At 71.3% G+C, this 21295-nt stretch carries 23 protein-coding genes; 10 read left to right on the top strand and 13 right to left on the bottom strand.

Annotated features, from left to right (window positions below):
* The first annotated feature begins 164 nt into the window (after positions 1-164).
* Entirely contained in the window at positions 165-1418 is a 1254-nt protein-coding gene (locus tag LO763_RS19435) for an ATP-binding protein (protein WP_230787562.1), read from the top strand.
* 139 nt (positions 1419-1557) lie between these two features.
* Here LO763_RS19435 and LO763_RS19430 read toward each other — a convergent pair whose 3' ends face one another.
* The 3 genes from LO763_RS19430 to LO763_RS19420 all read right to left on the bottom strand — a co-directional run bounded on the left by LO763_RS19430 (position 1558) and on the right by LO763_RS19420 (position 3325).
* Positions 1558-1989, bottom strand: a complete 432-nt coding sequence (locus LO763_RS19430; RefSeq protein ID WP_230787560.1) for a hypothetical protein — start codon at positions 1987-1989, stop codon at positions 1558-1560.
* Positions 1986-2372 (bottom strand): hypothetical protein, encoded by a 387-nt coding sequence (locus tag LO763_RS19425; protein WP_230787559.1) that lies wholly within the window; start codon positions 2370-2372, stop codon positions 1986-1988. Before LO763_RS19425 ends, LO763_RS19430 begins: the two co-directional genes overlap by 4 nt.
* Before the next feature lie 131 nt (positions 2373-2503).
* Positions 2504-3325, bottom strand: a complete 822-nt coding sequence (locus LO763_RS19420) for a tetratricopeptide repeat protein (protein ID WP_230787557.1) — start codon at positions 3323-3325, stop codon at positions 2504-2506.
* A 193-nt stretch (positions 3326-3518) separates the two neighbouring features.
* Here LO763_RS19420 and LO763_RS19415 point away from each other — a divergent pair, with 193 nt between their 5' ends.
* On the top strand, positions 3519-5036 hold the full coding sequence (locus LO763_RS19415; RefSeq protein ID WP_230787555.1) for a DUF1707 domain-containing protein: 1518 nt from the start codon (positions 3519-3521) through the stop codon (positions 5034-5036).
* A 195-nt stretch (positions 5037-5231) separates the two neighbouring features.
* Positions 5232-5378, top strand: a complete 147-nt coding sequence (locus LO763_RS19410; protein ID WP_230787549.1) for a hypothetical protein — start codon at positions 5232-5234, stop codon at positions 5376-5378.
* Between the two features lie 139 nt (positions 5379-5517).
* Here the strand turns inward: LO763_RS19410 and LO763_RS19405 are convergent, their stop codons facing one another.
* Positions 5518-6036, bottom strand: coding sequence for a DUF421 domain-containing protein (locus LO763_RS19405; RefSeq protein WP_230787547.1), 519 nt, complete (start codon positions 6034-6036; stop codon positions 5518-5520).
* 94 nt (positions 6037-6130) lie between these two features.
* On the opposite strand from LO763_RS19405, the gene LO763_RS19400 reads away from it, so the two are divergent.
* Both LO763_RS19400 and LO763_RS19395 read left to right on the top strand, forming a co-directional pair.
* A complete protein-coding gene (locus tag LO763_RS19400) occupies positions 6131-6376 on the top strand; it encodes a hypothetical protein (RefSeq protein ID WP_230787544.1) in 246 nt (81 codons plus the stop codon).
* On the top strand, positions 6373-7011 hold the full coding sequence (locus tag LO763_RS19395; protein ID WP_230787542.1) for a hypothetical protein: 639 nt from the start codon (positions 6373-6375) through the stop codon (positions 7009-7011). The genes LO763_RS19400 and LO763_RS19395 overlap by 4 nt, the downstream gene beginning before the upstream one ends.
* Before the next feature lie 99 nt (positions 7012-7110).
* On the opposite strand, the gene LO763_RS19390 is transcribed toward LO763_RS19395, so the two are convergent.
* The 5 genes from LO763_RS19390 to LO763_RS19370 form a co-directional block, all read right to left on the bottom strand.
* Positions 7111-7410: a hypothetical protein gene (locus LO763_RS19390; protein ID WP_230787538.1), complete on the bottom strand. Its 300-nt coding sequence runs from the start codon at positions 7408-7410 to the stop codon at positions 7111-7113.
* Between the two features lie 149 nt (positions 7411-7559).
* Complete coding sequence (locus tag LO763_RS19385) at positions 7560-9248, bottom strand: CDP-glycerol glycerophosphotransferase family protein (protein ID WP_230787535.1); 1689 nt, start codon at positions 9246-9248, stop codon at positions 7560-7562.
* A gap of 11 nt (positions 9249-9259) precedes the next feature.
* A complete protein-coding gene (locus tag LO763_RS19380) occupies positions 9260-9967 on the bottom strand; it encodes an SDR family NAD(P)-dependent oxidoreductase (RefSeq protein WP_230787532.1) in 708 nt (235 codons plus the stop codon).
* A complete protein-coding gene (locus LO763_RS19375) occupies positions 9960-10640 on the bottom strand; it encodes an IspD/TarI family cytidylyltransferase (protein ID WP_230787528.1) in 681 nt (226 codons plus the stop codon). Before LO763_RS19375 ends, LO763_RS19380 begins: the two co-directional genes overlap by 8 nt.
* Before the next feature lie 404 nt (positions 10641-11044).
* Positions 11045-11254 carry a hypothetical protein gene (locus LO763_RS19370; protein ID WP_230787524.1) on the bottom strand — a complete coding sequence of 70 codons (210 nt, stop codon included), beginning with the start codon at positions 11252-11254 and terminating at the stop codon, positions 11045-11047.
* A gap of 245 nt (positions 11255-11499) precedes the next feature.
* On the opposite strand from LO763_RS19370, the gene LO763_RS19365 reads away from it, so the two are divergent.
* Complete coding sequence (locus LO763_RS19365) at positions 11500-14940, top strand: BTAD domain-containing putative transcriptional regulator (protein WP_230787520.1); 3441 nt, start codon at positions 11500-11502, stop codon at positions 14938-14940.
* 44 nt (positions 14941-14984) lie between these two features.
* Here LO763_RS19365 and LO763_RS19360 read toward each other — a convergent pair whose 3' ends face one another.
* Positions 14985-15536 (bottom strand): NlpC/P60 family protein, encoded by a 552-nt coding sequence (locus LO763_RS19360; RefSeq protein ID WP_230787511.1) that lies wholly within the window; start codon positions 15534-15536, stop codon positions 14985-14987.
* 356 nt (positions 15537-15892) lie between these two features.
* Here LO763_RS19360 and LO763_RS19355 point away from each other — a divergent pair, with 356 nt between their 5' ends.
* Together LO763_RS19355 and LO763_RS19350 are read left to right on the top strand one after the other, a co-directional pair.
* A complete protein-coding gene (locus tag LO763_RS19355; RefSeq protein ID WP_230787509.1) occupies positions 15893-16450 on the top strand; it encodes an EF-hand domain-containing protein in 558 nt (185 codons plus the stop codon).
* Between the two features lie 236 nt (positions 16451-16686).
* A complete protein-coding gene (locus tag LO763_RS19350) occupies positions 16687-16929 on the top strand; it encodes a hypothetical protein (RefSeq protein WP_230787507.1) in 243 nt (80 codons plus the stop codon).
* A 16-nt stretch (positions 16930-16945) separates the two neighbouring features.
* Here LO763_RS19350 and LO763_RS19345 read toward each other — a convergent pair whose 3' ends face one another.
* Both LO763_RS19345 and LO763_RS19340 read right to left on the bottom strand, forming a co-directional pair.
* The gene (locus tag LO763_RS19345) at positions 16946-18142 is read right to left on the bottom strand and encodes an FAD-dependent monooxygenase (protein ID WP_230787504.1); all 1197 of its coding nucleotides are present in this window, start codon (positions 18140-18142) and stop codon (positions 16946-16948) included.
* Positions 18139-19533, bottom strand: coding sequence for an MFS transporter (locus LO763_RS19340; RefSeq protein ID WP_230787502.1), 1395 nt, complete (start codon positions 19531-19533; stop codon positions 18139-18141). The genes LO763_RS19345 and LO763_RS19340 overlap by 4 nt, the downstream gene beginning before the upstream one ends.
* A 176-nt stretch (positions 19534-19709) precedes the next feature.
* Here LO763_RS19340 and LO763_RS19335 point away from each other — a divergent pair, with 176 nt between their 5' ends.
* Positions 19710-20342 (top strand): TetR/AcrR family transcriptional regulator, encoded by a 633-nt coding sequence (locus LO763_RS19335; RefSeq protein ID WP_230787499.1) that lies wholly within the window; start codon positions 19710-19712, stop codon positions 20340-20342.
* A 12-nt stretch (positions 20343-20354) separates the two neighbouring features.
* On the opposite strand, the gene LO763_RS19330 is transcribed toward LO763_RS19335, so the two are convergent.
* Positions 20355-20738, bottom strand: a complete 384-nt coding sequence (locus LO763_RS19330; protein WP_230787496.1) for a winged helix-turn-helix transcriptional regulator — start codon at positions 20736-20738, stop codon at positions 20355-20357.
* Between the two features lie 25 nt (positions 20739-20763).
* On the opposite strand from LO763_RS19330, the gene LO763_RS19325 reads away from it, so the two are divergent.
* Positions 20764-21183, top strand: a complete 420-nt coding sequence (locus tag LO763_RS19325; protein ID WP_230787489.1) for a YybH family protein — start codon at positions 20764-20766, stop codon at positions 21181-21183.
* The last annotated feature ends 112 nt before the right edge of the window (positions 21184-21295 follow it).

Raw genomic sequence — 21295 nt, 5'->3', positions numbered from 1 at the left:
CCTGCGACAGCAGGTTCACTCGATGCCGTCGGCGAGCACGGATCTCTGAATCCCGACGCACGAGGCGACGGCCAGTCCTTGAGCGGAAGACGGTGCGCAGAATTTGCATTGCGACACGTGCAAGATTAGCGTTGAAACCTGTGCGAACTTGGTATTCTACTGGCTTGAGCAGCGCTTATGTCCCAAGGGCCGCAGACCGCCTCATCACCGAACTTCTCGAGGGCTTCCCGGCCATGCTCGTGGTCGGACCGCGGGCTTGCGGCAAGACCACGACCGCCAGTCGATACGCCCGGACACGGATCCGCCTGGACCGCGAGGCGGAAGCCACGGCGGTGAAGGCGGATCCCGATGGAGCGCTTCAGGAGCCCCGGCCGGTGCTCCTTGACGAGTGGCAGGAGGTACCGGGAGTGCTGGGCGCCGTCAAGCGGGCCGTGGACTCGCGCCCGGGACCGGGCTCCTATCTGATCACCGGTTCTGTCCGATCGGATCTCGATGCCGAGGGCTGGCCGTTGACGGGGCGCGCGATCCGAGTCGAGATGTTCGGACTCATGCAGAGAGAGATCGAGGGCGGAGCCGACGTCGAACCGCTCTTCGATCGCATCCGCGCCGAATCGATCGAGGCGCTTCGCGGCCCGGCCACCGACCTCGCTCTGAACGACTATCTCGACTTCACGCTGCGCGGCGGCTATCCCGACGCGGTCCTCGCACCGTCCGAGCCGTTGCGGCGGCGCTGGCTCCGCGCCTACGTCGATCAGGTCGTCAGGCGGGACGCCGAACTGCTCGACAGCGGCCGCGACCCGCTGCGGCTCCGCCGCTACCTCCAAGTGCTCTGCCTCAACTCCGCAGGCGTCCCGACCGCGAAGAGCTTGTACGAGGCAGCCGGCATCGACGCTCGGACCGCCCGTGAGTACGACCGCCTGATGCAGAGCCTCCTCATCGTCGATGAAATGCCCGCGTGGTGGAACAACCGGCTCAAGCGCCTGGTCAAAGCCCCGAAGCGCTACATCATCGATCCCGGCCTCGCCTGCGCGATCCTGCAAGTGGATCGTGCTGGCCTTCGCCGCGACGGCGACCTGCTGGGACGCCTGCTCGATACGTTCACGGTCAGTCAGCTGCGCGCCGAAGCCAGGCTTTCCGAGTCGGACCCCACGCTCTATCACCTTCGAACCGCCGAGCAGCGACATGAGATCGATCTGCTCGCCGAATACCCTGATGGGGCCGTGTTCGGATTCGAGTTCAAATCGGCGGCGGCGGTCTCAACGAGGGACGCGCGCCATCTGGCGTGGCTTCGCGACGAGCTCGGCGACCGATTCCTCGGAGGCGCGGTCCTTCACACCGGTCCACGCTCATTCGCCCTCGGCGACCGGCTGATCGCAGCTCCGATCGCCGCTCTCTGGTCTCGTCCGCCCGCGACGTAGGCCGAACGGTCCCCATCGGGTTCGCACTGTCGCGACCTGCAAGTACAGGTTCCCGTATGCCTCGATGATCCCTGCAGACAGATAGGCCCCGATCGCAAGGTCTGGGCCTATCGCGTTTCATACGACCGAGGGCTGAGGATCATGCCTCGGCTGTCGTTCGCAGGGCCGACTCGTATCGGCCGCGGTCGAACTCGAACGGTCCGAGGTCGCTCAGGTCCCAGGCGGGCCGGTGTCCGTTCCTGAAGGCACGCCATGTCACCGTCGCTTCCAAGACGTCGACCTTCGCGAACAGCGGCCAGCAGCCCCAATCACCGCAGCCGCAGCCGAGCAGCACGGTCTCGTCAGACCGGTCTCCGGGCAGTGCCGGATCACCGAGGAAGTGCCGACTGGGCCAGCGAACCGCCTCCAGGCAAGTCAACCCGCTGTAGGCCCCGGCCAGACGCTCCTGCCGGTCGGCTCTGGCCGAAGGCAGCTCGGCTCGCCTGGCGATCGCTTCGAGCGGCACTCCGTCGATCTTGATCTCCAGGTGCGGTTCGTCGTCCGCCGCGATGTCGAATTCGACGCGGTTCATCTCGGCCTCGTCTCCTCTACGGACGCATCGGCGGCCTGATACTCGCCTACGACTTCGATCGGGCCGATGATGTGGCGGTTGAACTCCTCGAGCTCCTCGGCCGGGACCCAGAGTTCGAGGATGGTCTCGCCGCCGGCCTGCTGGACCGGGTATCGCTGAGCGAAGGCGCGGTCGAGTTCGAAGCGGGTCACGTAGCCGACGCCGTCGCGGGGCGCGTTCCAGTCGCGGGCGATCTTCACCGCGTAGTCCTCATTGAGGACGGGGTAGAAGATCGGCTGCTCAGGGAGGCGCGGCGGCCAGGCGGTCCAGCCCGACTCGCGGACCAGGGCTAGCTCGGCCGGTCCGCATGGGCGCCAGAGGGTCATGGTGTTCAGGTCGGTCATCGCACTGGTTCCGTTCGAAAAGAGGGCACTGCGACCTTCCCACATCCAGGGTTCGGCCCGCACCGGCTTTGTCCGCGAACGCGGATCATCCGGCTCCCGTATCGCACAGTCGTTTCGGCGGGCGTGACGGCCTACCCGCGTTGCGTCGGCGGCTCGGGCTCCGGGGACGAGACGGTGTCGATGAGGGCCTCCGCCGATGCGGGGGTTCCGGCGAGACGTCCGGCTTCGCGGATCTGACGCTCGTCCAGCGCCCCGGACCTGGCCAGTGCTATCGCGTCATGGACGCCGTCCCCCTCACCGTGCGCGAGCATGGTGAACCACCAGCGCACCGCCTGCACCGGATCCGGCGCGCTGCCGAACCCGTCGCGGTACCAGCAGGCGGCCGCGTGCATCGCCCCCGTGTGCCCGCGCTCGGCCGCCCAGACGTACCAGCCCAGCGCCTCCTCGTCGCGGTCCAGCCCCGACAGCCGGTCGGCGAGGACCGCGCCCGCGAGCACGACGCCCCCTTGCGCGGCGGCCGCCAGCAAGCGCATGGACTCCTCGGGGTCGCCGACCAGCTGGGCGAGGTTGAAGGCGCCGTAGGCGTCCCCGCCGTCGGCGGCGGCGCGGAACAGCTCGGCGGCATGCGCGCGGTCGGCTTCGACACCGAGGCCCTGGGCCAGCATGTGACCGTAGACGCGTTGTCCCGCCGGGACCCCCGCCTCGGCCGCTGCGCGAGCGTACTTCAGGGCCGTGGGCAGGGCGGTCTCGTCGGAGTGCTCGAGGTGAATCCCCGCGAGCAGCGCGGCGGCCTCCGCGGATCCGCCCTCCGCCAGCGGCACGAGCTCGGCAGCCGCGTGAACCGCCAGCTCGGCGCCTTCCGTGCCGCCTTCTGCGGCGGCACGGACGAAGGCGTGCCCGGCGGCCAGCCAGTCCCCCGCCGCGGCCGCCCTTCGGCCCTCGTCCAGATGCATGCGGTCACCATATGCCCTCAGGCCCAACGCCCCGGCCTCCGGACACGGCTCGAGCAGGTGCCCGGGAACGGACACCGCTGCAACGTCAGACCCCATCATGGGGGCGGGGCCTCCCCTCCGATGCCGAGCGCACCGAGTACCGCGCGCCGCTCCATCGAAGGCCTCGTTCGCATCAGAACTAGAATCGCGTCTCATGACTCTTGGATGGTCCACCGACGGGCTTCCCGCGCAACGCGGCACCAACGCCCAACGTGACCAGGTACGCCGAATCCTCGATATCGCCCTGGGGGAAGGCCGACTCGACGACGCCGAGCACGCCCGACGGGCCGACGCCCTTCCCGCCGCCAAGACCCGCGGCGAACTCGCCGACCTGGTCGCCGATCTCCCCGCCTCTCGCGGGAGGCGCGACTGGATCCCTGCCGCCCGCCCCCGCCGCGAAGACCGGGACCTGGCGCTCCAGCTCCTGGGCGACGGCGTCGCCTCCGGGCGGTTGACGGGGGCCGAGCACGGCAGACGAGTGCAGGAGCTCGTCGAGTGCACGACCTATGCGGCGCTCGCCAAGGTCCTCAAAGGCCTTCCGGGCTGGCCGGCGGCCGAACCGGCGGACCTGCTCGCGGCCTTCGACGACCGCGCCAGGCTCGTCGCCGAACTCCGGACCGCCGTCGCCGACGGCCGGGTCGGAGCCGACGACCACGACCGCTTCGAGAAGCGGATCGACCGCGTGAAGCGCGTTGCGGACCTGGACGGTCTGGCCGTCGAACTGCACGCTCGCGCGGACGACTCCGAACGGGCGGCGGCGCTGGCCGAAATCGAGGCCGCCTACGGCGACGGCCGGATCGATCTCGAAGAGCGCGAGGTCCGCGTCGAGCTGGCGGTCGAGGCGACCCTCGACAGCGAACTCGCCGGGCTCCTGTCGGACCTGCGCGGCCGCGACCGGCTCCCGAGCCATCGCGAGCGCAAGGACATCGCCGCGCAGCTCAAGAAGGCCCTCGACGACGGAAGACTCGACCTGTCCGAATACGACGAGCGACTCGAGGCGCTCTACGCCTCGACCCCCCTGGGCCGCGCCGAGGAGCTGCTCGCCGATCTGACCGACCCGCCCCGCCCGGCCCGACGCGGACCGCTCGACCGGATCTTCGACTCGGTGGTCGTGAACTCCGCCCTCCTGCCCGAGCCTCGGTTCTGGTGGATGCGCTGGTACCCCAAGGTGTTCTGGAAGACGACCTCGACGGCGGTCCTGGCCGTCTGGGTCTGGCTCATCGCCATCGGCGGCCTGGACATGGCCGGTTGCACGCTCGGAGGCGGCTGGGCCGTGGTCATGCTGCTGCTCACCGGCGTCACGAAACTGGCGCGAATCGGCGCGAAACCCGTCAACGCGAGGCAGGCGCGGCTCCTCGAGGACCTGGAAAGGGACCTGCGCGAGCACCGCCGCGGAGTCCGCAGGGTTCGGATCGAGGTCGAGGACGGCGCCGCGGTGGTCGTGGTCGAACGCCGCGACAACCAGCCCCGAGCACTCGTCACCGAGGTCGGCACCGAAGCCGTCCGCCGCCTCTGGCTCTCCAGGGTCTACCCGCTCAAGGGGATGACGGTCCGCGACCGCTACCACTCCGGTGTCAACGTGGAGGTGACGCTGGACCGCGAGACCGAGGCCCGTCTCCGGCGCGGCTACGGCCCGCGCCCCTACGGTCGCATTCCCGCATCGGAGCGCTGAGACTCCTTGTTCCGGAACGCCGCCCGCCGCCGGCTCCGGGATGCGCGTGAAGGCGTTCGAGAGCGATCTGGGGCTCCGCCGTGCCCGACGCACGACGCGACTCTGTTCTCGATTCACATGAAAGTATGCTTTGACCGTTTTAAAACTTATGAGAAGTCAGTCCGTCTCGAACCAGGCGCCGACGGCGGCGGCGAGATGAGCGCCGAGGAGTTCGTCGGCGCGGTGGTCGAGTACTGGTCGAGCACCGACCCCGAAGCCCCGGCAACTGGTGGATGGGCCGGCCGGTCCACCGGCGCCGAGTTCCACGAGGACGACTCGGATCATCCGCTGACCGGGGGGTGAGTCGGGAACACCGACGCGGCCGGTCCGTACGGCCGCTCCTGCGGCTTCCGGCCCGGAGCCCGAGACGAGCCCTTGCAGGTCAAGGTGGCGCCACGACTCCTGGACCCCAGGGGGCCGTCGGCCACAGGAGGAGATCGGGTCATTCCCGTGGCAGATCCGGCACGTCCTCGAGTGCGCTGAGGTCGCCGGCCGATTCGGACGTGATGACGCTGAACGAACCGTCCGCCTCCAGCACGACCGCCGCCACCCGGTCCAGGTCCCCCACTCCCCGGGAGCGCGCCGCCTGCAGCACCTCGGGGCGTGTCACGCGCTGGCTTCGCAGCGCCTGATCGCGGAACCGCCCCCGCCACACCAGCAGCGTGGGCGCCGCATCGACCGTTTCACGGAACCGCCGCCACCGCACCGAGGCCCAGGCGACCACGAATTGGGCGCCGATCAGCACCGCGAAGCCCAGGACGCCCTCGGCCAGCGCCACATCGGAGGTGAGCAGGATCGTGGCCAGAGTCGAACCCAGCGCCACCGTCACCACGAGGTCGAAGGCGCTCATCTTGGCCAGGGTCCGCTTGCCCGACAGCCGCAGCACCGCCAACAGCGACACGTAGGCGCACAGCCCGAGGACCACCACGCGGAGCAGACCGCCCCAGGAGTCGAAGAACATGCCTTCGCATACCCATGGTCGCCCCTCCGCACGCGCGGCGGCGGCCGGAGGGCGTCGCGGCAGAGCACGGAGTGCCGGCGACCTCTACGAGGTGATGCCCCTTCCGCTGGTCGAGGCCTACGCCTCGGAGGACGGGGACCGCAAGGCCGCCTTCGATGCGATCATGCAGGACTGGGACGAGGGCGCCGCTCCGAGCCGCGCCGAGGACTGGGCGAAGGACACCGACCGCAGCGGCCGGGAGGTCCCGGTCCCGGGGGCTCCCCCCTACGTCACCGACACGACTCCCGGAGGCGACGATGAGGGCGGACCCGAGTACGAGACGGAGTTGAGCGGATCATGAGAGCCCTGGTGCCGGGAGCGGCCGCCGTCCTGCTGCTCGCGGGTTGCGGCGGGCCGGAGGAGCCCGAGGAGGGCCCTTCGCCGTCCGCGACCGCATCGGCGTCGCAGCGGGCGCTCGACTACGCGGCGGTCTGCGACGGTTTCAGCACGGCGGTCGCACTGCCGAACGGGGACGCCGTCGAGTACGTCCTCGACTACAACGAGCCGACGGGGTGGGCGACGAACGCCTCCGTATGCGATGTCGAGCCCGCGGGAGACTACTTCGACGCCGCCGCTGCGGCGGGGGTGTTCGGCCGGGCCGAGCTCAACGTCGGCGTGCTCGCCGAAGAGCAGCTCCAGCAGGCCGGATACCCCGAGTACGACCCCGACGCCGCGGAAGACCTGCTGGCGCTCGACCAGGCGGAGCCGGGGAACATCGAGCGCGAAGGGCCTTGCGACGACGAACCGTGCGACGACTCCCTGTTCTCCTACATGTACCGCTTCCGCTTCGAGACCGTGACGGGCGATGTCGCCGTGATCGCGCAGTTCGACTACATCACCACCGACACCGGCGGCGACCAGCAATCGGACTACCGGGAACTGGCGGTCGAGGCGTTCACCGCCTCGATGGACGCCGTCACCGCCGAACTCCGGTGAGCTGCTCGCGCGCGTACGCCTGAGGAAGCGATGCGGCTCCGACGAGCGTGTGCGGCGATGGTTCTCGGTGGGAAGCCGTGCCGCGTCGCGGGCGGAGCGTCACTCCTCGTCGGGGAAGCCCCAGTCGAGGCCGATGCGGGCCTTCGGCGCGATGGCGCGGACCGAACTCTCGACGTCCTGCTCGACCCGCTTGCTCCACTCGGCGAACCCGCGGACGATGATCGGGTAGGGCTCGCTGCGGGCGGTGACGGAGGGCGGTTCGCGGTGGACGCCCACCACCATCCACGACTCGACCCCGTGGTCCTTCATGACGAGGTCGACCGCCGCCCCGACGCGGTCGGCTTCGTCCGGCGACTCGAGGCCGTCCACGTCGAGGTGCAGATGAATGTTCACTGACATGGCCGTCATCCTAAAGACCGCCGGCAAGCGGAGGCGGGCTCCGCCGAGGCGTCCGCCCATCGCCGCTTCGGCGACGAGAAGGCCCTGTCCGAGGGCCCCGTTCCGGCATCGGGGCTCCTCGGACAGGGCTCCTCAGACCTGGCAGGGGCTCAGGAGGGCGAGCCGCCGATGTAGCGCTGGGCGGTGTCGATGAACGCCTGCTCGTAGGTCTCGGCGGGGAAGTCGCCGAGGTAGTACACCTTCTCCCGGGCCCGCTCGTGCGCGAGTGGGTCGGTCTTGAGCAGGTCGTCGAGCACCGAGGCGAGGTTCGCGCCGGTGCCGTCGATCCGGTAGGCGACGCGGGCGAGGGGGAAGGTCTCCACGAACTTCGCGCCCTCGTCGCGGGCGTCGACGACCGCGAACGGCTTCTCCGTGTAGAGCCAGTCCGAGGCGACGGCGCTGACATCGCAGACGAGGGCGTCGGCGGCGTCCACGCAGTCGAACAGCGTCATCTCCTCGCAGGCCCTGGCCCCCCACAGGTGGGCGCGGCCGGTCTTGGCCGCGTCGGCGCGCAGCAGGTCCTCGACCTCGGCCCGCTTGCGGGCCGCGCCGTCGTCGCGGTCGGTGTACGGGTGCGGCCGGAAGACGACGGTCGCGCCCCGCTCCAGCAGGGCCTTCACCAGCTTGGGGCCCAGCGGGAGCGAGCAGTAGTTCGCGTCCTCGTAGAAGCCGGTCCACGTCGGCGCGTAGAGCACCGTCGGGGCCTTGACGGCGCTGATCTCGGTCCGGGGTATGTCGAGGACCGACACCTGCGGGCGCCCGACGATGTCGAACTTGTCCGCCGGGATCGCGACGCCGTGGTTCCCGTACCGGTCGATGCCGGCCTGTCCGGCGACGAAGATCCGGTCGTACATGCCCGTGACCGGGTTGTAGCTGGAGACCTTGTCGGAGTCGCCGTGCAGCAGCTGGATGTGCCGCAGGTCGGGGTTGCGGACCAGGTGGGTGTTCTTCATGCCGTTGTTGACGTAGAAGACCGTGCTCACCGACGCGGGGATGACCTGGTCGATCGGGCCCTGGCCCTCGATGAACACCACCGGCCGTTCCGTGGCCTCGGCGAGCGCCTGGAGGTTGTGCCGCTCGCGGGTCATGATGAAGTACCCGCCGCGGATCCGCTCGAAGTACGGCAGCCACATCTCGAGCTGGTAGGTGGTGTTCGGCGGCCCGGCGAAGTAGACCATGAACGCCGGTTCGAGCCGGTCGAGCGCCTCCGCCACCGTCAGCGCGGTGTCCTCGGTGGACGGCAGGACGCGGTGGGTGAGGTCCAGGAACTTCGCCGCGGCCAGCACCGCCGTCGGCAGCGCCGCCAGTGCGACCGCGTACGGGGTCGCGGCCGCGGCCCCGGGGAACACCAGCGGCACCTGCACGGCCAGCACCGCGAACGTCGAGAGGTAGTACAGGACGGTCCGGCGCAGGAACGAGTCGGCGGTGGAGGGGTTCGTGGGCAGGTGCGCCGTCGCGATCTTCGCCGCCGACACCACCCGGGCCAGCAGCACCTCCACGGCGATCATCCCGGCCGTGGCGAGTGCGGCCAGCGCCCATGCGGCGGGGACCTCCGAGCCCGCGGCGACGGCCGCGGTGAACGGCGTGAACGCGAGCAGCATCCGGCCCGGGGCGTAGCGGCCCGGCACGTTGGTGTCCCTGGGGTAGCAGTAGAACGCCAGCGTCGCCGCCGACAGCGCCAGGCCCACCGCGGGCCAGGCCCCCGAGACGCCGAAGAGGACGACGGCGTGGCACAGCACCGGCAGCGTGTTCGGCAGGAGCGCACGGATGTATCTGAGCTGTGTGATCTCAAGGAGCATTCGATGGTCTCTTATCGGCGTACGACGAAGTTCTGGCTGTCGACGAGGTGGCCCACGTCGGAGGCGAGCATGTCGATCACCGAGGCGACGTGCTCGGGCTGCATGATCGTCGAGGGGTCCTCGTCCGGGGCGAGTTTTCGGCGCAGGTCGGTCGCGCAGCGGCCGGGTGAGATGCAGACGACGCGGGTGCCGTAGATCGACAGCTCCTCCTTTATCGCCTCGCTCATGTTGATCACCGCGGCCTTGGAGGCGCCGTAGGTGAGCCAGCCGGGCCGGCCGCTCATCCCGGCGGTGGAGGCGATGTTCACGATGAGCTCGAAGGTGTTGCCGCAGTGGAGGAGCTCCTGCACGATCGTGAACGGCGCGTAGACGTTCACCCCCATGGTGCGTTCGAAGTCGGCGAACGAGATCTGCTGGAGCGCGCAAGGGGCCGTGTACCCGGCGTTGTTGATCAGGATGTCGACCTTGCCGGCCTCGGCCATGACGTCGCGCATGAGCCCGACGATGCGCGCGCGGTCGGCCAGGTCGATGAAGTGCGGGAAGACGCGCTTGCCGTGCGGGTTGTCGTCGGCGAACCGCCCGATGAGCTTCTCGAACTCCTCGGATTCGCGGGCGAGGAGGATGAGGTCGGTGATGTCGTTGTCGGCGTAGAAGAAGCGTTCGGCGGTGGCCGCGCCGATCCCTTTGGACGCGCCGGTGATGAGGATGGACTTAGGCATCGTCGTCGCCTCCGAGGAGGAAGCCGGCGAGCTTGACGTCGGTCGGGGTGGTCACCTTGATGTTGGTGTCCTGGCCGTCGATGAAGTGGACCTCGTGGCCGGTCACGGCGCACAGGGTCGCGTCCTCGGTGAACACCAGCCGCCTGTCGCGAGCCTGCTCGTGCGCCTCGGCGAGGTCCGCCTTGAGGAATTTCTGGGGAAGCTGGACGTTCCGCAGCCGGTCGCGTTCGAGCGAGCCGGTGACCAGGGCGGTGTCGGGGTCGACGGGGGCGACGGTGAAGGGTATGGGGAGCATGAGACTCACGTTCTCGCGGGGGTCGGCGACCAGCTGCTTGAAGTCGGCGGTGCCGACCAGCGGACGGGCGGACTCGTGGATGAGGACGCGGTCGTTGCGGCACTCGGGGAGCATGGCGGCGACCGACTCGTGCCGGCTCGCGCCCGCCGCCACGTAGGTGACGGGCGTCTGGACGGCGTAGTCGGCGACCAGGTGTTCGATCTCCTCGCGGAACCCCTCGGGGTAGTTGAGGACGATCTGGTCGATCTCGGGCACGGCGTCGGCGGCGACCAGCGAGTAGACGATGATCGGGCGTCCCGCCACTTCAATGAACTGCTTGGGACGGCCTGCTGCGACGCGGTTTCCGATCCCGCCGTTGAGCAGCATCAGGCTGTACATCTGGGGGTTACCTCCGCGGTGGGCACACGAAGTTCTGAGGGAACTCTCGAACGGACAAAAACGGTGTTCTGCAAAAAGCAGACGATAATGCCGACCACGTCTTGCGGCCTACGCGCTGCAAGACGTTTTCGGTTGTCTCGACGGCCGATGAATTCCGTCACAGTAGCAGCCGGGGTTTCACGATTCAAGCGCGCGTTCACTTGGACGCCACCGCCGATTCGCTTGGAAGCCGCCAGAAATTCCGCAGGTCAACGGCGCAATCCGGCAGCGATAGGCCACATACCGCATCAAAGGCGCAAGCGTTCTCTACGGAACGTCACCGCGGGTTCATCTCAGCGTCAGCACCGGCGAGCGAACCGCGGACTCGCGGGCTCCCGAACGGACCGGCAACGCGGGGCCTGGTCTCATCGCGGCTCGCGCAGCCGCTCGGCGAGACGGCGGCGCCCGGCCTCGGCGGCGAGGCCGGGCGACCGGTCGAGACCGATCGGGTCGAGTCCGAGCCGCTGACGGAACAGGGGGAGGCGCTCTTCGACCTTGTCGGCCTTCGGCGAGCGCGCCGAGGCTGAGCGCGTCCACTCGCTTGTCACGCCGCCGGTGACGGGGACGTCGAGCACGAGCGTCTGGGCGCCGATGCGGACCGCGGCGATCCGATCGCCCTCGCCGAGACTGCCGCATTCCCGCCGGTCCTCCGCCTCGTGAACCGCCCTTCCCAGACGCAGAATCGATGTTGCGGCCTCTCCGCCTCACCAGCGATCCCGCGGCGGGATCGGATCCGGACTCGACGATGAGGAACCGACACGATGCCATCCGCAGTGAAACACAGGCACGACCGCGCCGACGCCGTGGCCTGGACCTGCGCATGACCGTGGGAACACCCGCCGAGGACCGCGTCGCCCGCGGGTCCGACCGCTTGGAACCGCCGGCTCCGTTCGGGGCGCTGCTGAAGTCCTATCGCGAGCGCGGGGGCCTGACGCAGCGGGACCTCGCGGAGAAGTCGGGCGTCAGCCTGGCGGCGATCCGCGACCTCGAGCAGGGGCGCAGCCGCCGGCCTCGGCGCCGTTCGATCCACGGCCTCGCGCTCGCCCTGGGATTGGACGACCGGCACGAGGCCCGCCTCCTCGCCGCCGCCTTCCCGACGGGCGCGGCGGCGGCGTCGGCGGCCCCCCGACCGCCGGACGCGGAGCCGATCGCATCCGGATCGGCCGTCACACTGGGCGTGCTCGGTCCGCTCGCAGTATGGCGCGGCGGCGTTCCCGTCCCGTTGACCGCCGCCAAGCAGAAGTGCCTCCTGCTGCGGCTCGCGCTGAGCGCAGGCGACACCGTCGGGCGCGAAGAGCTGATGGACCTGCTCTGGGGCGAGCGGCGACCGCCCTCGGCGACGAACCTGTTGCACACCTACATCGGACGGCTACGCCGGGTGCTGCACGAATCGACGTCCGGGCGGATGCTCCAGACCGCGGCGGGCGGGTACCGCCTTGAACCGGACCCGGCCCGGCTCGATCTGGCGCGATTCCGGGAGCTGGCCGCCCAAGGCGCCGGGGAAGACGACCCGGAACGGGCGCTGGGCCGCTTCGGCGAAGCGGTCCGGCTGTGGCGCGGCGAAACCGACGTGGACGCCCTTCGAAACGACCCTCTGATGACCGCCGTGACCGACGAATACACCTCCGTTCTCGGCGCTTACGCCGCGATCGCGCGGGAGCTGGGCGAATGCGAGCAGGTGCTGCCGCGCCTGCGTGAGCTGGCCGCTCGCTTCGAACTGCATGAGCCGCTCCATGCGGAGCTGATCATGAGCCTGTCGGCGAGCGGTCGGCAGGCTGAGGCGCTCGCCGCCTACGAGCGGGTGCGCGCCGCGCTCGCCGACCAGCTCGGCATGGACCCGGGCGAACGGCTTCGCGAGGCCCAGCAGGGCGTACTGCGGCAGCGCTGGAGCATGGGACGGCAGGCGCCGCGGCGCCGCTCCGCGGTCAGGCAGGCGCCGGCGCCGCCTGCGGACTTCGTCGGGCGCGGTCAGGAGTTGGACCGGGTCGTCGCGGCGCTCGGAGGCGACCGGCCCGAGGCCGGAAACGCGCCGAGGCCGCGGACCGTCGCCGTGAACGGCGCCGCCGGCATCGGCAAGACCGCACTGGCGCTGGAGGCGGCCCAGCGCCTCCGGGAATCCTTTCCGGACGGTCAGCTTTACGCCGACCTTCGCGGCGCCTCCAGCGCCCCGGTCGCCCCGTTGGAGGTGCTCGGACGGTTCCTGCGCTCGCTGGGCGTGGCCGGGGAGCGGATCGGCACCGACGAGGCCGAAGCTGCGGCGCTGCTGCGCAGCGAACTCGACGGCCGCCGGATGCTGATGATCCTCGACAACGCCAGGGACGCCTCGCAGCTGTCGCCCCTGCTGCCCGGAGCGGGAGGCTGCGCGGTGCTGGTGACCAGCCGGCGGCGCCTGGCCGACCTGGTCGGCGCCGCCACGGTCGACCTGGGCACGCTGCCGGTCGCGGACGCCGTCGACCTGCTGGCCGCCGCCGCGGGCGCGCAGCGGATCGCCGCCGAACCGCAGCCGGCCAGGGAACTGACCGCCGCCTGCGGGCGACTGCCGTTGGCGCTGCGCATCGCCGGGGCGCGACTGGCCGGCCGGCCGGCCTGGTCGGTGGCCGATCTGGCGGGTCGGCTGCGCGACGAGAGCCGCCGACTGGCCGAATTGAGCGCCGGAGAGCTCAGCGTGCTGGCCAGTTTCCAGCTCAGCTACCAGGAACTCAGCGACGCCGCGCGGCGCGCGTTCCGGTTGTGCGCGCTGCACCCCGGGGACGACTTCTCCCTGGACGCGACCGCCGTGCTGCTCGATGCCGCTCAGGCCGAAGCGGACCGGGTCCTCGGCGAGCTGCTGGACGCCAACATGCTCCTGCAGTACTCGGCCGACCGCTTCCGCTTCCACGACCTGCTCGGCCTGTACGCCGACAGGTTGCTCGCCGAACTCGGGCCCGAAGCGTACGCAGCGGACCTCGACCGGTACCACGACTGGTGCCTGCGGGTCACGACGGCGGCGATGGAGTGGGTGTACCCCCAGCTCGTCCGCCGGTCCACCTGTGATGACCGGGGCGCCGTGTTCGACTCGCACGAGGCCGCGCTGGCGTGGCTCCACACGGAGGTGCCGGCGCTGGTCGCCCTCGTGCGGCGCACCGCGGACTCCGCGCCGCACCGGCACCTCGCCTGGCGGATCGCCGACCAGCTCCGCGGGTACTTCTTGACCCACCGGCAGGTCCACCGATGGCTGCGCACCACCGACGCGGGCCTGCGCGCGGCGGTCGCGGAGGACGATCCCTTCGCCCGGGCGGCGATGCACATGAGCCGCGGGCAGGCGATGTGGGCCCTCGGCCGCCACGAGCAGGCGCTCGCCGCCTACGCCGAAGGGGCCCGGCACGCCGACGCGGCCGGGTGGCGGCAGGCCGCCGCCTACCTGCGGCACAACATCGGCTGGGTGCTGGCCGAGCAGGGCCGACTGGCCGAAGCGGAGCAGTCCTTCCAGCGCGCGCTCGAACTCGGCGACGACGAGCTGGGGCACGTGCGCGCGGTGACGCTCAACGGCCTGGGCTACATGTGCGCCGACAGCGGCCGACTCGCGGAGGCGGAGGCGTACTTCAGCGCCGCCATGCGCATCAATCGGCAGACGGGAAGAGAGCAGTCGCTCCTCGCCAACCGCTCGAACCTCGGGATGGTGCTCCGCCAGCTCGGGCACTCGTCGGCCGCCGAAGCGCAGCTGCGCACCGCGCTGGAGGGGCACCGGCGAACGTCGAACCTGCACGGCGAGCTCTCCGCGCTGGAGGAACTGAGTCTGCTGCACACGCAACGCGGCCAAGGCGACGCCGCCGTGAGCGCCGCGAAGCAGGGGTACGACCTCACGCTCATCGCGCGGGACCAGCGCGCGCAGGCGGCGCTGCTGACCACATTGGGCGAAGCGTACTTGGGCGTCGACGACGTCCCGGCGGCCCGCGACGCGTTCCGGCGGGCGCTCGAGCTCGCGGCCGAGTACGCGTTCGTAGCGGTGCGAGCGACCATCGGCATGGCCAATGCGCTGCTGCGGCAAGGAGACGTCGCCGACGCGGGCAGGCATGCGGAGCGCGCTCTGGAAACCGCTCGCGCCCGCGGGTTCGGCGTCCTGGAGGCCGATGCGCTCGCGGTGCGGGCCCGCTGCGCCGCAAGCGGGGACCCGGCCTCGGCCGGACGGCTCGCCGGGGCGGCCGCCGAGCTCTATCGGACCGCCGGGGCGGAGCTCCTGGCCGCGCGCGTCGAGGCGGAGCACTCCCTTCAGCGGCGATGAGCCGGTGCATCGGACACGATGCACCGGCGGGGACCGCTCGCCGGTCAGCCGGCGACGATCCTGTGGTACTGGCGGGGAACATAGCCGCGGGCCCGCAGATCGGAGACCGCGTACGTTTTGCACCGCATGCCGTCGACGGCGGTCGTCAGCTCGTAGGCTCGGATCAGTCCGGGCCCCTCTCCGCTCCACTTCTCGAACAGCATGACGTGTCCGTTGGGGTATGCCGCGGCCTTGTTGAGGATGTCGCCGGGCTTGAGGTTGTCCCACGGCTTCTGCCGGGAGATCTCGGGGAGGCTCCGCGTGCTGTAGCTGCCGGCGGTGTGCCAGCACTGCGAGACGAACCCCGAGCAGTCCTGGCGGTAGGTGTGGTCGCCTTCCCAGTCCCGGGTGTAGCTGCTGCCGTTGTAGTCGACGTTGCGGTCGTACCAGTACCGCGCGCGCGTGATCACACGGGAGCGCTTGATGTTGCCGTTGTAGGCCGCGTGGGCGGGGCTCGCGCCGCCGACGGCGGCGGCCGCCGCAGCCGCCGGGAGGACCAGCGCCGCCTGGAGCATGCGGCGCCGGGAGGGGCTCGGTCCTTCGGTCTGATCAGCCATGTGAGTCTCCTTCGGGGGGTATGGCTCGTGCGGTTCGGTCCGCTGCCGGCTCCTTCTGGTCGCCGAGAAGCCGACCCGCCCGTTGAGACTAGGTCCGACCGGTCGAGCGGATCTGACACGAGAACCCGTACTCCGCCCGTACCGATCCACGTCGACGAGGCTCGCGGCGAGCGCTCCCCGGACGGACGCGGGCGGCGGCCGTCAGGCGGTCGCGCGGGACCGCCGTCCGGGGAGCGGACTCGTCCGGCGGACGCATTCGAGCTCGGCTCATACGAAAGCATGGTTTGACAGTTTTGTCTGTTATGCGAATTCAGATCGTCTCGAAGGCAGGCACCGACACCAGTGGAGGCGCTCGCATGACCGATGACATCCTGACCGCGAAGATCGAGCACGGATTCGACCACCTGGACGCCGACGGCAGCGGCCGGCTCAACGAGGACGACCACGCCATGATGGGCAAGCGCGCCGCCGCGGGACTGGGGCACGCGGACGGCTCCCCCGAGGAGGCCCGGGCCGTCGCCGCCTTCGTGTTCATCTGGAACGACCTGCACCGCCCGCACCTCCCGGAGGGCCGCGAGGACATCGACAAGGCGTCGTTCGTCGCCTCCACCCGGAGCCTCGCCACCGACCCCGCCGCCGCCGAGGCCACCCTGGGCGCGCTCGGGCGGACCTACCTCTCGATCGCCGACATCGACGGCGACGGCGAGGTGAGCGTCGAGGAGTTCGCCGCGTTCCAGCGCTCGCACTCCCCCGGCCTGGGCCAGGACGACATCGACAAGGCCTTCGCCTACCTCGACCGCGACGACCGCCTCACCGCCGAGGAGTTCGTCAACGCGGTGGTCGAATACTGGTCGAGCACCGACCCCCAGGACCCCGGCAACTGGTGGATGGGCCAACCGATCTACGAGCGCTGAGCTCCGCGGCGAGGGCCCTCTCCGGGAGGGCCTTCGCCGCGGGTCCGCCTCGCGCCGTGCCACCGCTTCCGGTGTCGCCCGTCGGCGGGCGGGGTATTCCGGTGCCGATGGGGATTCCGAAGCGGCTGAGGCGGGCGCGCGGCAGGCGTGGGCGGAGGAGCTGGACGGGGGCCGGCGGGGCGACGGCATGGGCGACCGCAGGCCGGGTACCCCTCGGCCCTAGCAGAGGGAGCGACATGTCTGATCGACACACGAATCACGGCGGCGAGCAGGACGAGCCCGTGCCGGGCGGGCCCTTCCCGGGGGAGCCGGGCACGCCCGATCCGGCGCAGCCGGTCCCGCCGCCGAACGAGCCCGACCCGGTGCAGCCGATCCCGGAGCCGAACCGGCCCGATCCGATGCGCCCGTACCCCGAGCCCGGGGAGCCCGACCCGACACGGCCGATACCCGGCGAGCCGAACCCGCCGCGGCCGCTGTGAGGCGGCGGGGACGCCGTCACCACGGCTCCGGCAGCGCCAGGGCCGAGTACGCCGCCCGCTCCGCCGGGGCGGGCATGGCGACGAGGTCGCGGAGCCTGGCGTTGCGCTGCTCCAGGGCCTGCGCGGTGGTCGGGAAGAGCCCGGCCGTGCCGTGGTCGACCAGCGCCTGGTTGGCGGTGGCGAACGCCCGGGTACCGGACTCGTAGGCGGCGAAGGCCGCGGCGTGGTCCGGGTCCGCGGCCAGGGCGCGGGCGAGCATGTAGGCGCCCACCAGCGCGAGGCTGGTGCCCTGCCCGGTCAGGAACGACGGCGCGTACGCGGCGTCCCCGACGAGCGCGACCCGGCCGCCCGACCAGGCGGGCAGGCGGATCTGGCCGACCGTGTCGCAGAACAGGTCGTCCGCCCCGCGCATGGCGTCGATGATCCCGGGGACCTCCCATCCGGCGTCGGCGAAGGCCTCGGCGACCAGTTTCACCTGGGTCTCGGGGTCGCGGAAGGCCTCCGGCGGCTCCGGCAGGTGGAAGTTCAGGAAGGCGTGCAGCGTCGCGTCGTCCTCGCCGGTGGCGTAGAGCGCCGCGGCCCTGCCGGGCGCGTTCCACATCATGAGCTCGCGGGAGAGTCCGAAGGCGTTGGGCATGGTGAACACGGCGAAGCAGTAGCCGAGGTAGCGCTGGAACGGCCCTTCGGGGCCGAGCAGGAGCCTGCGGGTGCGCGAGTGCATGCCGTCGGCGCCGACCACCAGGTCGAAGGTGCGCCGTCCGCCGCCGCGGAAGGCGACGTCGACGCCGCCTCCGGACTGGTCGAGGGTGTCGATGGAGTCGTCGAAGAGGAACTCCACGTCGTCCGCGACCGCCGCGTAGAGGATCGCCGTCAGGTCGCCGCGGGCGACTTCGAGGTCGCGTCCCTCGACGCTCCCGGCGAGGTCGTGCGGCGCGACCGTGGCCACTTCGCCGCCGTCGGGGCCGAGGAAGGTGACCCGCTGCGACTCGATGCGGGCCTCTCGCAGCCGCGGCAGCACCCCCATCCGCCGGACCACCTCTATCGCGGTGCCGCGCACGTCGATCGGGTAGCCGCCGCCGCGCGGCGCGCTCGCCTTCTCCACGACGGTGACCGCGAATCCGTACCGGTGCAGCCAGTACGCCAGCGCGGGTCCGGCGATGCTGGCCCCGGAGATCAGGACCGTGCGCCTCGGAGTGCTGTGGGTGGAGGTCATGCCTGGGTTCCCTTCTTCATGGCGCGGACGACGAGCAGTGAGAGCGCGGCGATGACGCCGGCGGTGGCGAAACCGGTGGTGAAGGCCGATTCGGTCGGCAGGTCCGAGACCGGGTCGGTCCCGGCGGTGAGGATCGCGCCGGCGATCTGCGCCCCCAGGGCGACGCCGACCACGCGGGTCACGACGAGCAGGCTGGTGGCGATGCCGGTGTCCTCGGCGGCGACGGCGGTGGCGGTGGCGGCGAGCAGCGCCGTGGCGCTGAGGCTGACGGCGAACCCGGTCAGCGCCCGCGCGACGATCAGGTGCCAGGTCGCGTCGTGCAGCGACGCCAGGGCGATCAGGGCGGCCGCCGTGGCGAGGGCGCCCGCGGTGATCACGGCGCGCGGGCCGAAGCGCCGCGTCGCGATCCCGGCGACCGTCCCGGCCACCACCCCGGCGACGGTGGCAGGCACCAGGAACAGTCCGATGTCGGTCGGGTCGGCCCCGAACCCGTACCCTTCGCCCGAGGCCGAGAGCAGCTGCGGGACGAGGTAGACCGCCATCCCGAAGCCGAGGCTCATGAACAGGGTGGCCGCGCACGCGCTCCACATGGCCGGCGCGGCCAGCATGCGCAGGTCGACCATGGGCGAGGGCGCCCGGCGTTCGACGGCGACCCATGCGGTGGCGAGGGCGGCGACGCCGATGGCGACGGCGCCGACCGCGAGCGGCGGCAGGCCGCCGCCGGCCACCGCCGTGAACCCGAGCACGAGCGCGACCAGTGTGCAGCTCAAGAGCACGACGCCGGGCCAGTCGATCCTGGCGTCCGATGCGGACGGCGGGTCGTCCGGCATCAACCGGGCCAGGGTCAGGGTCGCGGCGATGATCGCGATGGTGGGCACGGCGAACATCCAGTGCCGGGACAGCCCTTCCGCGATCGGTCCGGCCGTCAGCATGCCGACCAGGCTGCCGCCCGTGAACAGGCCGCTGACGAGCCCGACGGCCACCTGCGTCCGGCCCGGCGGGAGGTGCTTGCGCACCAGGATGAACGAGAGGGGCATCGCGCCGACCATCGCGCCCTGGAGCACCTGGCCGAGCAGCAGCACCGGGAGGTTCGGCGCCAGGCTGGAGAGCAGGCCGCCGGCCGAGACCAGGGCCATGAGCCCCAAGAGGACCCGCTTGCCGCCGTAGCGGTCGCCGAGCTTGCCGGCGATGGGCGCGACGACCGCGCCGGTGATGAGCAGCGTGATGAAGATCAGCGAGCCTTCGGCGGGGCCGATCCCGAGGTCGTGCTGCAGCAGCGGGAGCGAGGGCTCCACCACCGCCTGGAGCGTGCCGAGGGCGAGGGCGAGGGTGCCGAGGGCACCGATCGCCGGTTTCCCGATGCGGACCGGAGGGTCCAGAGTCATGGTCATGGACGTCCTTTCGTCGTCGGTCGCGAGCGCGGGCGCCGTCCGATGCGGCCGCGCCTGCGTGGCACCGGAGGGCCCGCGTCCGCCCAGATTTCACACTACACGGTGTAGTGCATTTTCTGGGTCCGCCGCTCACGGCGACCGGAGGGAGGCCGCGCGAGGTCCGTTAGGATCTGCCTATGCCGACGGAGAAGACGCTGCGTGCGGGGTCCGCACAGAAGAGGGCCGCCATCCTCGCGGCAGCTCGTGAGTTGTTCCTCACCGAAGGCTTCGACCGGTCGAGCGTCGATGCGGTGGCCGCCCGCGCCGGGGTGTCCAAGCGGACGGTCTACGACTACTTCGGGGACAAGCAGACCCTGCTGCACGCGGTCTTCGACGCCGTGGGCCAGTCACTGCTGGCCACGGTCCGGCGCACCATCGACGACATGCTCGAGGGCCTCAGCGACGCCGCCGAGCTGGAGCCGGCCCTGGTCGCGTTCTCCATGCGGATCGCGACCGACATGCTCGACTCCGCGGAGTACACGACGCTCCAGCGGTTCGTGCGGACCGCCTCCGGCCACCTGCCCGAGCCGGACGACCGCGCCCTGACCAACGCGCCCGAGGAGGCCATGGGCGAGCGGTTCGCCGCGTTCGCCGAGGCCGGGCTGCTCGACGTCCCGGACGCGCGGCTCGCGGCCGACCACTTCATCGCCCTGACCTTCGGGGTCACGCTCAGCAGGCTCGGTTCCGCCAACGCCGCCAAGGACTCCCGCGTCCGACCGCTCATCGTGGCGGGCGTGCGCGCGTTCCTGCGGGCGTACCGGCCCGCGTAGCGGCGATCCGGTTCACCGCGCCGGGGTGGTCAGGAGTTCGGTGCCGGTGCGGTACAGCTCGGTCATCAGCGGGCGGAGCGCCTCGCCGCGGGCGGTCAGCCGGTAGACGACCCGGGTCGGGAAGCCGCTCGTCTCGACGCGCTCGGCCAGGCCCAGGGCCGTCAGCTGCGCCAGCCGCTCGGTCAGCACCTTGTCGCTCAAGGCGGGCAGGGTGCGGCGGAACTCCCGGTAGCCGCGGGGACCGTGCAGGAGCTCGCGGATGACCAGGGTGGTCCAGCGGCCCCGGACCGCTTCGAGGGCCGCCTCCACCGGGCACGCCGGGTCCGGCGCGGCCGTGCGCCCGGCGCCGGTCGGCACCAGCGCGCGGTCCCAGTCACGCACCGTTTGGTGAGTCACGCGTCCCCCTGATTCACTCGCTGCCATGGACTCGACAACAGTGGCACTCACCGATGACCCGTGGCAACACCCGCACGTCTTCGCCGCGGCGTTCAACTCCGGCGACCCCGACCGGGTCGAGCACGTCTACGAGCCGGACGGCGTCCTCATGACCGAAGCGGGGCAGGCGCTCTCGGGGGCGGCGCGCCGGGAGGCCAACGCCGGCCTGATGGCGCTCGGGGTGCCCATCCGGGTCGAGCCGCGCTCGGTGTCGGTGAACGGGGACCTCGCGCTGCTCATCGTGGACTGGGCGATCACCGGCCGCAACGCGCAGGGGCGGGACGTCGACGTCCGCGGCACCGCGACGGACGTCGCCAGGCGGGGAGCCGACGGCCGCTGGCGCTACGCGATCGACAACCCATGGGGAGCCTCGGCGCGAATCCGACGCCGCATGACCTCCCGCTAGGCCCGCGCGCGGCGGCCCCGGTGGGAGGCGGACGCCGGGGCCGGCCCCATGACGCGTCGCTGTCGCAATCGCCCGGCGCGCATGCGTTCCCTCGAATGGCGGCACCGGAAAA

It is taken from the genome of Glycomyces amatae (genome assembly GCF_020991375.1).
Lineage (GTDB): Bacteria > Actinomycetota > Actinomycetes > Mycobacteriales > Micromonosporaceae > Glycomyces > Glycomyces amatae.
This window is presented reverse-complemented; position numbering and strand designations above follow the sequence as displayed.

Coding starts and splice junctions, on each gene's coding strand:
- LO763_RS19430 (WP_230787560.1), bottom strand. CDS start 1,989: ATGAACCGCGTCGAATTCGACATCGCGGCGGACGACGAACCGCACCTG.
- LO763_RS19425 (WP_230787559.1), bottom strand. CDS start 2,372: ATGACCGACCTGAACACCATGACCCTCTGGCGCCCATGCGGACCGGCC.
- LO763_RS19420 (WP_230787557.1), bottom strand. CDS start 3,325: ATGCATCTGGACGAGGGCCGAAGGGCGGCCGCGGCGGGGGACTGGCTG.
- LO763_RS19415 (WP_230787555.1), top strand. CDS start 3,519: ATGACTCTTGGATGGTCCACCGACGGGCTTCCCGCGCAACGCGGCACC.
- LO763_RS19410 (WP_230787549.1), top strand. CDS start 5,232: ATGAGCGCCGAGGAGTTCGTCGGCGCGGTGGTCGAGTACTGGTCGAGC.
- LO763_RS19405 (WP_230787547.1), bottom strand. CDS start 6,036: ATGTTCTTCGACTCCTGGGGCGGTCTGCTCCGCGTGGTGGTCCTCGGG.
- LO763_RS19400 (WP_230787544.1), top strand. CDS start 6,131: ATGCCCCTTCCGCTGGTCGAGGCCTACGCCTCGGAGGACGGGGACCGC.
- LO763_RS19395 (WP_230787542.1), top strand. CDS start 6,373: ATGAGAGCCCTGGTGCCGGGAGCGGCCGCCGTCCTGCTGCTCGCGGGT.
- LO763_RS19390 (WP_230787538.1), bottom strand. CDS start 7,410: ATGTCAGTGAACATTCATCTGCACCTCGACGTGGACGGCCTCGAGTCG.
- LO763_RS19385 (WP_230787535.1), bottom strand. CDS start 9,248: ATGCTCCTTGAGATCACACAGCTCAGATACATCCGTGCGCTCCTGCCG.
- LO763_RS19380 (WP_230787532.1), bottom strand. CDS start 9,967: ATGCCTAAGTCCATCCTCATCACCGGCGCGTCCAAAGGGATCGGCGCG.
- LO763_RS19375 (WP_230787528.1), bottom strand. CDS start 10,640: ATGTACAGCCTGATGCTGCTCAACGGCGGGATCGGAAACCGCGTCGCA.
- LO763_RS19365 (WP_230787520.1), top strand. CDS start 11,500: ATGACCGTGGGAACACCCGCCGAGGACCGCGTCGCCCGCGGGTCCGAC.
- LO763_RS19360 (WP_230787511.1), bottom strand. CDS start 15,536: ATGGCTGATCAGACCGAAGGACCGAGCCCCTCCCGGCGCCGCATGCTC.
- LO763_RS19355 (WP_230787509.1), top strand. CDS start 15,893: ATGACCGATGACATCCTGACCGCGAAGATCGAGCACGGATTCGACCAC.
- LO763_RS19350 (WP_230787507.1), top strand. CDS start 16,687: ATGTCTGATCGACACACGAATCACGGCGGCGAGCAGGACGAGCCCGTG.
- LO763_RS19345 (WP_230787504.1), bottom strand. CDS start 18,142: ATGACCTCCACCCACAGCACTCCGAGGCGCACGGTCCTGATCTCCGGG.
- LO763_RS19340 (WP_230787502.1), bottom strand. CDS start 19,533: ATGACCATGACTCTGGACCCTCCGGTCCGCATCGGGAAACCGGCGATC.
- LO763_RS19335 (WP_230787499.1), top strand. CDS start 19,710: ATGCCGACGGAGAAGACGCTGCGTGCGGGGTCCGCACAGAAGAGGGCC.
- LO763_RS19325 (WP_230787489.1), top strand. CDS start 20,764: ATGGACTCGACAACAGTGGCACTCACCGATGACCCGTGGCAACACCCG.